General features: G+C 66.7%; 11 protein-coding genes and 1 tRNA gene. 1 reads left to right on the top strand and 11 read right to left on the bottom strand.

Going from position 1 to position 12113, the window contains the following annotated elements; translation table 11 throughout:
• Positions 1-21 precede the first annotated feature (21 nt).
• From infB to ACVMK0_RS02480, 3 genes are read right to left on the bottom strand one after another with little or no spacing between them, the layout of a single operon-like run.
• Complete coding sequence (gene infB, locus ACVMK0_RS02490; RefSeq protein ID WP_476464179.1) at positions 22-3039, bottom strand: translation initiation factor IF-2; 3018 nt, start codon at positions 3037-3039, stop codon at positions 22-24.
• 29 nt (positions 3040-3068) lie between these two features.
• A complete protein-coding gene (nusA, locus tag ACVMK0_RS02485; RefSeq protein ID WP_476464178.1) occupies positions 3069-4586 on the bottom strand; it encodes a transcription termination factor NusA in 1518 nt (505 codons plus the stop codon).
• The gene (locus ACVMK0_RS02480) at positions 4583-5269 is read right to left on the bottom strand and encodes an LSm family protein (RefSeq protein ID WP_476464177.1); all 687 of its coding nucleotides are present in this window, start codon (positions 5267-5269) and stop codon (positions 4583-4585) included. Before ACVMK0_RS02480 ends, nusA begins: the two co-directional genes overlap by 4 nt.
• 259 nt (positions 5270-5528) lie before the next feature.
• Here ACVMK0_RS02480 and ACVMK0_RS02475 point away from each other — a divergent pair.
• Positions 5529-5605 (top strand) — tRNA-Pro (locus tag ACVMK0_RS02475).
• A gap of 73 nt (positions 5606-5678) precedes the next feature.
• Here ACVMK0_RS02475 and dnaQ read toward each other — a convergent pair.
• The 8 genes from dnaQ to iscR form a co-directional block, all read right to left on the bottom strand.
• Entirely contained in the window at positions 5679-6545 is an 867-nt protein-coding gene (dnaQ, locus tag ACVMK0_RS02470; protein ID WP_045534724.1) for a DNA polymerase III subunit epsilon, read from the bottom strand.
• A 22-nt stretch (positions 6546-6567) separates the two neighbouring features.
• Positions 6568-6906 carry an ISC system 2Fe-2S type ferredoxin gene (gene fdx, locus ACVMK0_RS02465; RefSeq protein WP_045534722.1) on the bottom strand — a complete coding sequence of 113 codons (339 nt, stop codon included), beginning with the start codon at positions 6904-6906 and terminating at the stop codon, positions 6568-6570.
• A gap of 33 nt (positions 6907-6939) precedes the next feature.
• Positions 6940-8850 carry a Fe-S protein assembly chaperone HscA gene (hscA, locus tag ACVMK0_RS02460; protein ID WP_476464176.1) on the bottom strand — a complete coding sequence of 637 codons (1911 nt, stop codon included), beginning with the start codon at positions 8848-8850 and terminating at the stop codon, positions 6940-6942.
• A 9-nt stretch (positions 8851-8859) separates the two neighbouring features.
• Positions 8860-9372 carry a Fe-S protein assembly co-chaperone HscB gene (hscB, locus tag ACVMK0_RS02455; protein ID WP_476464637.1) on the bottom strand — a complete coding sequence of 171 codons (513 nt, stop codon included), beginning with the start codon at positions 9370-9372 and terminating at the stop codon, positions 8860-8862.
• 85 nt (positions 9373-9457) lie between these two features.
• Complete coding sequence (gene iscA, locus ACVMK0_RS02450) at positions 9458-9781, bottom strand: iron-sulfur cluster assembly protein IscA (RefSeq protein WP_045534718.1); 324 nt, start codon at positions 9779-9781, stop codon at positions 9458-9460.
• 26 nt (positions 9782-9807) lie between these two features.
• A complete protein-coding gene (gene iscU, locus ACVMK0_RS02445) occupies positions 9808-10239 on the bottom strand; it encodes a Fe-S cluster assembly scaffold IscU (RefSeq protein ID WP_045534716.1) in 432 nt (143 codons plus the stop codon).
• Positions 10240-10281: 42 nt separating this feature from the next.
• Positions 10282-11502, bottom strand: a complete 1221-nt coding sequence (locus tag ACVMK0_RS02440; protein ID WP_476464636.1) for an IscS subfamily cysteine desulfurase — start codon at positions 11500-11502, stop codon at positions 10282-10284.
• Positions 11499-12032, bottom strand: coding sequence for a Fe-S cluster assembly transcriptional regulator IscR (iscR, locus tag ACVMK0_RS02435; RefSeq protein ID WP_045534712.1), 534 nt, complete (start codon positions 12030-12032; stop codon positions 11499-11501). Before iscR ends, ACVMK0_RS02440 begins: the two co-directional genes overlap by 4 nt.
• Positions 12033-12113: the final 81 nt, after the last annotated feature.

Here is a 12113-nt window from a genome sequence, read left to right as displayed (position 1 = left end):
GCGCTGGTCAGATTGCGCTGATCAGAGTGTACGGGCCACTTCCTTGATCTCAAACAACTCCAGGAGGTCGCCTTCCTTGATGTCGTTGTAGTTTTTGAGCTTGATGCCGCACTCGAAGCCTTCTTTGACCTCGCGCACATCGTCTTTCATGCGCTTGAGCGACTCGAGCTCGCCGGTGTAGATCACCACGTTGTCGCGCAGCAGGCGGAAGTGTGCGTTGCGCGTGACGCGGCCTTCGGTGACCATACAGCCGGCCACGGTGCCGATCTTCGAGGCCACGAACACGGTGCGAATTTGGGCCGCACCGATCACCTCTTCGCGCTTCTCGGGCGCCAACATGCCCGACATGGCCGCTTTGATCTCATCGACGGCGTCGTAGATGATGTTGTAGTAGTGCAGATCGACGTCGTTGGACTCGGCCAGCTTGCGCGCCCCGATGTCGGCGCGCACGTTGAAGCCGATCACGATCGCTTTGGAGGCGATCGCCAGGTTGACGTCGCTCTCGCTGATGCCACCCACACCCGCATAGACCAGCTGCACCCGAATCTCGTCGGTCGAGAGCTTGAGCAGCGAGCTGGTGAGCGCCTCTTGCGAGCCCTGCACGTCGGACTTGACGATGATCGGCAGGGTCTGCACCTCGCCGGCTTGCATGTCGGCAAACATGTTTTCGAGCTTGGCGGCTTGCTGCTTGGCCAGCTTGGTGGAGCGAAACTTGCCAGCGCGGTAGGTGGCGATTTCGCGCGCCCGGCGCTCGTCGGCCAGCACCATGAACTCGTCGCCCGCCCGGGGCACCTCAGACAGGCCCTGGATTTCGACCGGGATCGAGGGCCCGGCCTCTTTGGCCGCGCGGCCGTTTTCGTCCAGCATGGCGCGCACCCGGCCCGAGGTCTGGCCCGCCAGCACCACGTCGCCCACCTTGAGCGTGCCCGATTGCACCAGCACCGTGGCCACGGCACCGCGGCCTTTGTCGAGCCGGGCTTCGATCACCAGACCCTTGGCGTTGGCCTGCACCGGCGCCTTGAGCTCGAGCACCTCGGCTTGCAGCAGCACCTGCTCGAGCAGCGCGTCGATGCCCAAGCCGGTCTTGGACGACACCGGCACAAAGGGCGATTCGCCGCCGAACTCTTCGGGCACCACCTGCTCGGAGATGAGCTCGGCGCGCACGCGCTCGAAGTTGGCGTCGGGCTTGTCGGCCTTGGTCAGCGCCACCACGATCGGCACATTGGCCGCCTTGGCGTGCTTGATGGCTTCTTTGGTCTGCGGCATCACGCCGTCGTCGGCGGCGCAGACCAGAATCACCACGTCGGTGGCTTGGGCGCCACGGGCGCGCATGGCGGTAAAGGCTTCGTGGCCCGGGGTGTCGAGGAAGGTGACCATGCCGCGCGGCGTCTCGACGTGGTAGGCGCCGATGTGCTGCGTGATGCCGCCGGCCTCACCCGCCGCCACCTTGGTGCGGCGGATGTAATCGAGCAGCGAGGTCTTGCCGTGATCGACGTGGCCCATGACCGTGACCACCGGCGCGCGCGGCAGGAATTCGGCGCTTTGCAGCGCGGTTTCTTCTTCGGTGAAGGCCTCGGGGTCGTCGAGCGCTGCGGCCACCGCTTGGTGCCCGAGCTCTTCGACCACGATCATCGCCGTGTCTTGGTCCAGCGACTGGTTGATGGTCACCATCTGCCCCAGCTTCATGAGCTGCTTGATGACCTCGGACGATTTGAGCGCCATTTTGTGTGCGAGCTCGGCCACGGTGATGGTCTCGGGCACGTGCACCTCGAGCACCTTGGCTTCAGACTGGGCCGGCTCAAAGCCGTGCGAGCGCTCGTCGCGGCCACCGCGGCCACCACGGCCCCCTTTGGCGTTGGAGCGCCAGGCGGTGCCGCTGGAGCGCACGGCGCTGGTGCTGGTACCACGGCCTTTGACTTCTTTTTTCTTGGCCGCTTCGTCTTTCCAAGTGGACGACAAGGCTTCGGATTTGACTTCTTTTTTGCCCGCCCCGGCGGCCGCAGCACCCGGCGCGGCCGGTTTGGCGGCACCCGCTTTGGCCGGCGCTGGCGTGCCGGCCGGTTTGTGCAAGGTGCCCTTGATTCCGGGCTTGGCCTCGGCCACCGGGGCCGGCTTGGGTTCTTCGGGTTTTTTGGCCAGCAGCACCTTTTTGGGCGCCGCCATCATGTCGCGGATCGCCTGCGCCTCGGCCAACGCCTTGCGGCGGCGCTCATCGAGATCGCTCGCGCGCTGCTCGTCGGCCAGCCGCTGCGCCGCCTGGCGCTGTGCCAGTTCGGCGGCTTGTTGCGCGGCCTGCTCGGCGGCTTGCTGGGCAGCTTGTGCTGCGGCCTGCTGCGCTGCAGCGGCCTGCTGGCTGGCCACGGCGGCCGCGGCTTCGGGCGACACGGGTTTGGGCGCCTTGACCGCGCGCTGGCGGCTTTGCTGCACCTCCATGTCGGCGCGGGCGCGCTGCTGCGCCAACTGCTGCTGGCGCTCTTGGTCGAGGGTGGCAGAACGCTCTAGCGCCTCGCGCTCCTCGCTCTGTTGCCGCGCTTGGCGCTGCTGCGCCAGCTCTTGCTCTTGGAGCCGAATTTGCTCGGCCTGCTGGCGCGCTTGTTCTTCGCGCCGCTCGAGCTCGGCCTGCTGCGCTTGCTGCGCGCGGGCTTCGGCGGCTTCTGCTTCGGCGGCTGCTGCTGCAGCGGCAGCCTCGGCGGCTGCGGCCGTGGCCTCAGCCGCTCCGGGGCTGGCGAGCGGCTCGTCGTCGCGGCGCACGAAGGTGCGTTTTTTGCGCACCTCGACCTGGATCGTGCGTGCGCGGCCAGAGGCATCGGCCTGCTTGATCTCGCTGGTCGATTTTTTGGTGAGGGTGATTTTGTTGCGCTCGGCGCTGGCTGTGCCGTGGCTGGCCTGCAAAAAGCTCAGCAGCCGTTGCTTGTCGGACTCTGCCAACGCATCGCTGCCAGACAGCTTGCGCACCCCGGCCGCAGCCAACTGCTCCAGCACGACGTGGGTGGGCCGGTTCAGTTCGGCGGCAAATTCTGCGACGGTGTTGCTTGACATATGTACGATTCTCCGTGTCGCCGCTCGGTTCAGGACTGCGAGGGTTGCGAGGATTGCTCGGGGGCCTGATCGGCGGCAAACCAGTGCTGGCGCGCGCGCAGGATCAGCGCGGTCGCTTCGTCGGCACTTTGCCCGGTGATTTCGATCAATTCGTCGCTGGCCAGATCGGCCAGTTCGTCGAGGGTGTGGACACCGGCTGCGGCCAATTGAGCCAGCAACTCGGGGTTGAGGCCCTCGAGGTCGCGCAGTTCGCGCACAGCGTCTTCCACGCTTTCTTCTTTGGCGATGGCCAGCGTGAGCAAGGCCGCCTTGGCGCGGGCGCGCAATTCGCTCACGGTGTCTTCGTCAAAGGCCTCGATCTCCAGCATCTCTTGCAGCGGCACGTAGGCCACTTCTTCGAGGCTGGTAAAGCCTTCGCCGATTAGGATGTCGGCCATCTCTTGATCGACGTCGAGCTTGTTCATGAACAGCGTGCGCGTGGCGTCGGTCTCTTGCGCCTGCTTGGCCGACGATTCGTCGGCGGTCATGATGTTGATCTTCCAGCCCGTCAGGTCGGCGGCCAGGCGCACGTTCTGGCCACCGCGGCCGATGGCGATCGCTAGGTTTTCTTCATCGACCACCACATCCATGGCGTGACGCTCTTCATCGACGACGATCGACTGCACGTTGGCCGGCGCCAGCGCGCCGATCACAAACTGCGCTGGGTCTTCGCTCCAGAGCACGATATCGACGCGCTCACCGGCCAGTTCGTTGGTCACGGCGTTGACGCGCGAGCCGCGCATACCCACACAGGTGCCGATCGGGTCGATGCGCTTGTCGTAGGATTTGACGGCGATCTTGGCGCGCGAACCGGGGTCGCGGGCGCAGGATTTGATCTCGAGCAAGCCCTGTTCGATCTCGGGCACCTCTTGGCGAAAGAGCTCGATCATGAACTCGGGGGCGGCGCGCGACAGCAGGATGGGGGCGCCGCGCAGGCTCAGGTCCACTTCCATGATCATGGCGCGCACGCGGTCGGCGCTGCGCAGGTTTTCTTTGGGGATCATTTCGGAGCGCTTGAGCCGCCCCTCGACGCGCCCGCTCTCCACGATCAGGTCGCCTTTGTCGAGCCGCTTGACGGAGCCGACAAAGATCTTGTCGCCGCGGCTCATGAAGTCGTTGAGCAGCATCTCGCGCTCGGCGTCGCGGATGCGCTGCAAAATCACTTGCTTGGCAGCCATGGCGCCGATGCGCCCAATCGGCACCGATTCGATCGGCACCTCGATGTACTCGCCCACCTGGATGCCGGGGTGTTCGTCGGCCACGTCGGAGAGCATTTCTTCGGCGTCTGGGTTTTGCAAGCCGGCCTCGTCGGGCACCACCAGCCAGCGGCGGTAGGTGTCGTAGGCGCCGGTGTCGGGGTTGACGCTGACGCGGATGTCCACCTCACCCTTGTAGAACTTTTTGGTGGCCGAAGCCAGCGCGAACTCGACTGCGCTCAGGACCACGCTGCGTTCGACGTTTTTTTCGCGTGAAATGGCGTCGATGAGCATCAACATTTCGCGGTTCATTTGGGGTCTGCCTTTCCAGTATGGCTGCCACCTGCTTCGGCGGTGGGTGCGGCCGGCGCGGTTGCGCTGCGGCCCTTGAAGTTGACGATCGGTGCCAGCCGCGCCTCGCGCAGCTCGGACAACTCGAAACCAAGCACCTGCAAGGGCAGGGGCTGCGATTTTTTGCTCGGGCGCTGGCCCGGTTTGCGCACCGGCTCCTCGCGCCAGACGATCTGCCAGTGGCTGGCGGGGGCTGGGTTGGGGGCGGCGCCGGACTCGGGGACGGATTCGGGCGCAGCCTCGGGAGCCGTTGCGCGCTCGAGCGTGCCACGAAATTTTTTGCGGTTGGCGGCCACGGCCACCCCACCCGCAGCCACCGCCGCGCCAATGGGCTGCTTGAGCGTGACATCGATCACTGCGCCCACAAAGCGCTCAAAATCGGCGGCGTGACGCAGCGGCCGGTCGATGCCGGGCGAGCCCACTTCGAGCCGCTTGTAGTCCACCGCCTCGACTTCGAGCAGCAGTTGCAGCTGGCGCGTCACGCGCTCGCAGTCTTCGACCGTGATGGCGCGCTCCGGGCTGCTGGCCGCAACCCACGGCCAGTCGATGGTGACGCGCAGCAGGCCACCGGCGGATCGTTCCAGATCCACCAAATCGAAACCCATACCAGTGACGGTCTGTTCTACGGTGTGCTGCCAGCTCATGCGTTTTAGGTGTGCCCCAGCTGCCACAGGGCGGCTGGATAGCGAGGTTGCCAAAAGATTGCGGTAAAAATTGCGGTGACCTTTGGTCTTTGTTGCGCTGCCTTGCGGCTTGCGACCGAGCCAAAAAAAAAGGGCCGGTAAAAACCCGCCCAATCGGTCGTGAAGCCTTGCATTGTAGCACCCGAGGCTGGCCAAAGCAAATATTTTTGTGCATCCTGCCTGCAACGGCGCTGGTGGGCCTTACAATTCGAGGCTTAGTCGGAGCGTAGCGCAGCCTGGTAGCGCATCTGCTTTGGGAGCAGAGGGTCGCGAGTTCGAATCCCGCCGCTCCGACCATTCTTTGATGGAAAACGCCGCCCGGTGCATGCGCTGGGCGGGTTTTTTTATGCGGTCACCTGCGCCACCGCCCTCATTGCTGCGGCGCCACGCTGCGGCGCCACACGGTTTGGCCTTTGCTGGCCCGGTCCAGCTCGAGCAGCAAGGCCTCGTGGGCTTGCAGTTCGAGCTTATTGGCGCGCAGCAATGGCAGCGCCAGATGGGCCGCCCAATCGTGGGCCGCTGCGGCGTCGGCCTGTGCGCCGGACGCAGCTGCGCCTGCCGCGTGGCTGCTGCCGTTCGGGTGGCCGCTCTGGCTACCGTGCGCGCTGCCCTTCTGGCTGCCATTTTGGCCACCGTTCACGCCCGCAGCCGCAGCGCTGCCCATAGGGCTGCCCATAGGGCTGCCCGCGGCGCCTAGGTCGAGCTCCATCAGCAGCGAATCTTGGCCGCGCGTGAGGCAGATGTACACATCGGCCAGCAGCTCGGCGTCGAGCAGCGCGCCGTGCAGCTTGCGGCCCGAGTTGTCCACCCCGAGCCGCTCGCACAGGGCATCGAGCCCGTTGCGCTTGCCGGGGTAAATCTCCTTGGCCATGAGCAGGGTGTCGATCACGCCGCCGGCCAGCTGGCGCGTGGGGCCGTGGCCTAGGCGCTGCCATTCGGCGTCGAGAAAGCCAAGGTCGAAGGGGGCGTTGTGGATGATCAGCTCGGCCCCGGCGAGGTAGTCGAGCAGATCGGCGGCCACTTCGGCAAATTTGGGTTTATCGGCCAAAAAATCAAGCGTCAGCCCGTGCACGCGCTGCGCCTCGGCGTGGATCTCGCACTCGGGGTTGAGGTAGTAGTGGCGGTTGTTGCCGCTGGGCTTGCGCCCCAGCAGCTCGATGCAGCCGATTTCGATGATGCGGTCGCCGTTGGCGGGCGACAGCCCGGTGGTCTCGGTGTCGAGGACGATTTGGCGCATGTTTGGGCGGGTGCGGTGGCGTTCAGTGGTTTTCGCGCGCGTGGTTGATGGTGTAGCGCGGGATTTCCACCGTCAAGTCTTGGCGCCCGAGCCGCACCTGGCAGCTCAGGCGCGACTGCGGTTGCAGCCCCCAGGCTTTGTCGAGCAGGTCTTCTTCTTCTTCGCTGGCGGGCTCGAGGGTGGCAAAGCCCTGGCGCACGATCACGTGGCAGGTGGTGCAGGCGCAGCTCATGTCGCAGGCGTGCTCAATGGCCACGCCGTGGTCGAGCAAGGCTTCGCACAGGGTGCTGCCGCTCAGGCCCTCGATCTGGCGCCCTTCGGGGCAGAGTTCGGGGTGTGGCAAAACGGTGAGGGTCGGCATGGCGAGCGGGGTGGCCTTAAAACGGGTCGAGGTTCAGAACTGGTCGATATTTTGCCCGGCCAGCGCGGTGGCGATGCTGCGGTTCATGCGCCGGGCAGCAAATTCTTCGCAGCCTTGGGCCAGCGCCTCGGTGGCGTCGTCAAGCGCAGCGGCATCGTCTAGCAACCGGATTCGGGCCTGCGCCTGCAACAAGGCCTCGATGGCGGCGCGCTCCTCGGGCTGCAGCAGCGCGCCGTCGGCGGCCAGCGCGCTGCGGGTGGCGGCGGCCATGCGATCGGCCTCCACCTGCGCCTGGCGCAAGGCGCGCGCGCGCATGTCTTGCTCGGCGCTGGCGTTGCCCTCTTGCAGCATGGCGGCGATTTGTTCGTCGCTCAGGCCATACGAGGGTTTGACCTCGATGTGCGCCTCGACGCCGCTGCTTTGCTCGCGCGCGCTCACGCTCAGCAGCCCGTCGGCGTCGAGGTGGAAGGTGACGCGGATGCGCGCCGCCCCGGCCACCATGGGCGGGATGCCGCGCAGCTCGAAGCGCGCCAGGCTGCGGCAGTCTTGCACCAGGTCGCGTTCGCCTTGCAGCACGTGCAGCGCCAGCGCGGTCTGGCCGTCTTGGTAGGTGGTGAAGTCTTGCGCCAGCGCCGCCGGCAGCGGCGTGTTGCGCGGCACGATGCGCTCGACCAGCCCGCCCATGGTCTCGATGCCGAGCGAGAGCGGCGTCACGTCGAGCAGCAGCCAGCCCTCGCCGCTGTCCGGGTTGCCAGCCAGTTGCTGCGCTTGCAGGGCTGCGCCCAGGGCCACAACCTCGTCGGGGTTGAGATCGGTGAGCGGGGCGCGGCCAAAATACGTGGCCACGGCTTGGCGCAGCGCCGGCATGCGCGTAGCCCCCCCCACCAGCACCACGCCTTGCACCTGCTCGGGCGTGACGCGCGCGTCGCGCAGCACGCGCCGCAAGGCGGCCACGGTGCGCTCGGTGAGCGCGGTGGTGGCGGCGTCGAACTCGGCGCGGCTCACCGGGCACTGCAGCGCCTGCCCGTGCAGGGTGGCGGCAAAAGGCAAGGTCTGGGCCGCATCGTCCAGATTGCACAGCGCTTCTTTGAGGCGCCGCGCCTCGGCCAGCAGCGCCGCGCGCTCGGTCAACGGCAGATCGCTGGCGTGGCCGCGGTGGCCGCAGCGCAGCAGCAAGGCGTCGGCAAAGGCGCGGTCGTAGTCGTCGCCGCCCAGGGCCGAGTCGCCGCCGGTGGCCAACACCTCGAACACGCCACGGCTCAGGCGCAGCAGCGACACATCGAAGGTGCCGCCACCGAGGTCAAACACCGCGTACAGCCCCTCGGCCGCTTGGTCGAGCCCGTAAGCCAGCGCCGCAGCGGTGGGTTCGTTGAGCAGCCGCAGCACCTTGAGCCCGGCCAGTTGCGCGGCGTCTTTGGTCGCTTGGCGCTGGGCGTCGTCAAAATAGGCCGGTACGGTGATCACGGCGCCGTAGAGCTCGGCGTCGAAGCTGTCTTCGGCGCGCTGGCGCAAGGTGGCCAAAATCTCGGCGCTCACCTCGACCGGGCTGATGTCGCCGGCCACGGTGCGCACCGCCGCCATGCCCGCGCCATCGACCACGGTGTAGGGCAGGCGCTCCAGCACGCCGCTGGCTTGCAGGTCGGCGCGGGTGCGGCCCATCAGGCGCTTGACCGAGCTGATGGTGTTGGCTGGGTCTTGCGTCTGCGCCTGCAGCGCCTCCCAGCCGATCTGGCGGCTCGGGCTCCGGTGGGGCGCAGCGGCGGGCAGAAAGCGCAGCACGCTGGGCAGAAACACCCGGCCTTGGGCATCGGGCAGGCAGACGCTGTGGCCATGGCGCAGCGCCGCCACCAGCGAGTGCGTGGTGCCTAGGTCAATGCCCACGGCGATGCGCCGCTGGTGCGGGTCCGGCGCTTGACCGGGCTCGGAGATTTGCAACAAAGCCATAAATGGGGTTCAGTAACGGTCTAGGCGCTCGTGCAATTGTTGCTCGAAGCGCTCGATGAACAGCAGCGCGCGCACCTGCTGCGCGGCGGCGCGGGCGTCGTGCTGCACGTCGATGGCGGTTTGCAGGGCCGCCAGCCGCTGCGCCCGCTCGGCCTCGAGTTCGGCTTGCAGCGGGCTCAGGTCAGCGGCGCTGCCGGCTTCGGCCAAGGCCTCGCGCCATTGCATCTGCTGCACCAAGAAAGTGGCCGGCATGGCGGTGTTGTCGTGCGCACCCACGCTCTGCCCCTGCAACTCGCACCAGTAGGCGCCACGCTTGAGCGGGTCTTTGAGGCGCTGGTAGGCTTCGTTGATGCGCACCGACCACTGCAAGGCCAGCCGCTGCGCCGCCGCGCCTTGGGCGGCGTGGCGGTCTGGGTGCGCTAGGCGCTGCATCTGCTTCCAGCGCTGCTCGAGCGCGGCGCGGTCGAGCGCAAAACCCGGCGGCAAGGCAAACAGGGTGTAGTCGTCGGCGCGCAGGCTGATCTCGTCGCCCAGCGCTGCCGCGCCAGAGGCTTCGCCGGCTCCGGCTGGCACCGCCCCGGCCTCCGGCAGCACGCCCACCTGGGCCTCAGACCCGGAACGATTCACCACAGCCGCAGCGGTCGCGTTCGTTGGGGTTGCTGAACTTGAAGCCCTCGTTGAGGCCCTCGCGCACGAAATCGAGCACAGTGCCGTCGAGGTAGGGCAGGCTTTTGGGGTCGATCAGCACCTGCACACCGGCGCTCTCGAACACCACGTCGTCGGGGGCCAGCGCATCGGCGTACTCGAGCTTGTAGGCCAGGCCCGAGCAACCGGTGGTCTTGACGCCCAGCCGTACCCCCACCCCCTTGCCGCGCCGGGCCAGGTATTTGCGCACGTGCTTGGCAGCGGCTTCGGTTACCGTGACGGACATGGACTCAAACCCTCAAAATGGTGGTGTCAGTGGGCCAAGGACGCTGGCTGGGCCGCAGCGGCAGCCGGGGCTGCAGCGGCGTGCTTTTGCCGGTAATCTTCGACCGCCGCCTTGATGGCGTCTTCGGCCAAGATGGAGCAGTGGATTTTCACCGGCGGCAGCGCCAGCTCTTCGGCGATCTGGCTGTTTTTGATCTGTGTCGCCTGATCGAGCGATTTGCCCTTGACCCATTCGGTGATGAGCGAGCTCGAGGCGATGGCCGAGCCGCAGCCGTAGGTTTTGAAGCGCGCGTCCTCGATCAGGCCGGTGGCCGGGTTGACCTTGATCTGCAGCTTCATCACGTCGCCGCAGGCCGGGGCCCCGACCATGCCGGTGCCGACCGTGTCGTCGCCCTTGTCAAAGCCGCCCACATTGCGCGGGTGCTCGTAGTGGTCGATGACCTTGTCGCTGTATGCCATGGTGTACTCCTGTCAAATGAGACGATTTGCCGCGGGATGCTGCTAGTGCGCGGCCCACTGGATGGTGGACAGATCGACGCCGTCCTGGTACATCTCCCACAGTGGTGAGAGCTCGCGCAGCTTGGCCACGTTCTCGCGGATGGTCTGCACGGCGTAGTCGATCTCGGCCTCGGTGGTCCAGCGCCCGATGGTCATGCGCAGGCTGCTGTGGGCCAGTTCGTCGGAGCGGCCCAGGGCGCGCAGCACGTAGCTGGGCTCGAGGCTGGCCGAGGTGCAGGCCGAGCCGCTGGACACCGCCAGCCCCTTGATGCCCATGATCAGCGATTCGCCCTCGACGTAGTTGAAGCTCATGTTCAGATTGTGCGGCACACGCTGGGTCGGGTGGCCGTTGATAAACACCTGCTCGATGCCCGACAAGCCATCGAGCAGGCGCTGGTGCAAGGCGCGGATGCGCGGCAGCTCGGTTGCCATTTCGGCTTGCGCGATGGCGTAGGCCGCGCCCATGCCCACGATCTGGTGCGTGGGCAAGGTGCCCGAGCGCATGCCGCGCTCGTGCCCGCCGCCGTGCATCTGCGCCTCGATGCGCACGCGCGGTTTGCGCCGCACGTAGAGCGCGCCCACGCCTTTGGGGCCATAGGTTTTGTGCGCCGTCAGGCTCATCAGATCGACCGGCAGCTGCTGCAGGTTCACCTCGACCCGGCCGGTGGCCTGCGCCGCATCCACGTGCAGCAGCACGCCGCGCTCGCGGCACAGGGCGCCGATGGCGGCGATGTCTTGCACCACCCCGATCTCGTTGTTCACGTACATCACCGAGGCCAGCACGGTGTCGGGGCGCAGCGCGGCGGCGAAGGCGTCGAGGTCGAGCAAGCCATCGGGCTGCACATCGAGGTAGCTGACTTCAAAGCCTTCACGCTCGAGCTGGCGGCAGGTGTCGAGCACGGCCTTGTGCTCGGTTTTGACGGTGACCAGGTGCCGGCCCTTGTCGCGGTAAAAGTGCGCTGCGCCCTTGAGCGCGAGGTTGTTGGATTCGGTGGCACCGCTGGTCCAGACGATTTCGCGCGGGTCGGCGCCGATGAGTGCCGCCACCTGCTCGCGTGCCTGCTCCACCGCGCGCTCGGCCTCCCAGCCCCAAGCGTGGCTGCGCGAGGCCGGGTTGCCAAAGTGCTCGTAGAGCCACGGCACCATCAGGTCCACGACCCGCGGGTCGCAGGGGTTGGTGGCGCTGTAGTCGAGGTAGATGGGGAAGTGCGGGGTCATGTTTATTTTCCTGCTGCCGTACCCAGTGCAAAAACCGAGTTGGGGGCGTTGACGCGGATGGGCTTGAGCACCGGCGCGCTCGAAATGGCGCGCTTGAGCGAGGGCGTGGCCTCGATCACCATGCCCTTGGCGAGCTGCTCATCGACCAGTTTTTGCAAGGTAACCGAATCCAGAAAGTCCACCATTTTCGCATTCAGCGCCGCCCACAGCTCGTGCGTCATGCAGCGCTCGCCCTCGCCGTGGCAGTTTTCTTTGCCGGCGCACTGGGTGGCGTCGATCGGTTCATCGACCGAGACGATGATATCGGCCACGGTGATGTCGCTGGCCTTGCGCCCGAGCGTGTAACCGCCCCCAGGGCCGCGGGTGGATTCGACCAGATCGTGCCGGCGCAGCTTGCCAAACAACTGCTCGAGGTACGAAAGCGAAATCTGCTGGCGCTGGCTGATGGCCGCCAGCGTGACGGGGCCACCGGCTTGGCGCAGGGCCAAGTCGATCATGGCGGTGACGGCGAACCGCCCTTTGGTGGTGAGGCGCATGGTGCTTTCCTTGGCGTTTGGTTGAGTACACCCTCTCGTGGCCGGCGATCAGACCTGCAGGTTCAGCGTTCGTCACCCCTT

The organism is Serpentinimonas sp. SSL01 (assembly GCF_056323735.1).
This window is presented reverse-complemented; position numbering and strand designations above follow the sequence as displayed.

Bases quoted from the DNA above. Each gene is read 5' to 3' on its own strand.
- infB (WP_476464179.1), bottom strand. From the start codon at position 3,039: ATGTCAAGCAACACCGTCGCAGAATTTGCCGCCGAACTGAACCGGCCC.
- nusA (WP_476464178.1), bottom strand. From the start codon at position 4,586: ATGAACCGCGAAATGTTGATGCTCATCGACGCCATTTCACGCGAAAAA.
- ACVMK0_RS02480 (WP_476464177.1), bottom strand. From the start codon at position 5,269: ATGAGCTGGCAGCACACCGTAGAACAGACCGTCACTGGTATGGGTTTC.
- dnaQ (WP_045534724.1), bottom strand. From the start codon at position 6,545: ATGCGCCAAATCGTCCTCGACACCGAGACCACCGGGCTGTCGCCCGCC.
- fdx (WP_045534722.1), bottom strand. From the start codon at position 6,906: ATGCCGACCCTCACCGTTTTGCCACACCCCGAACTCTGCCCCGAAGGG.
- hscA (WP_476464176.1), bottom strand. From the start codon at position 8,850: ATGGCTTTGTTGCAAATCTCCGAGCCCGGTCAAGCGCCGGACCCGCAC.
- iscA (WP_045534718.1), bottom strand. From the start codon at position 9,781: ATGTCCGTCACGGTAACCGAAGCCGCTGCCAAGCACGTGCGCAAATAC.
- iscU (WP_045534716.1), bottom strand. From the start codon at position 10,239: ATGGCATACAGCGACAAGGTCATCGACCACTACGAGCACCCGCGCAAT.
- iscR (WP_045534712.1), bottom strand. From the start codon at position 12,032: ATGCGCCTCACCACCAAAGGGCGGTTCGCCGTCACCGCCATGATCGAC.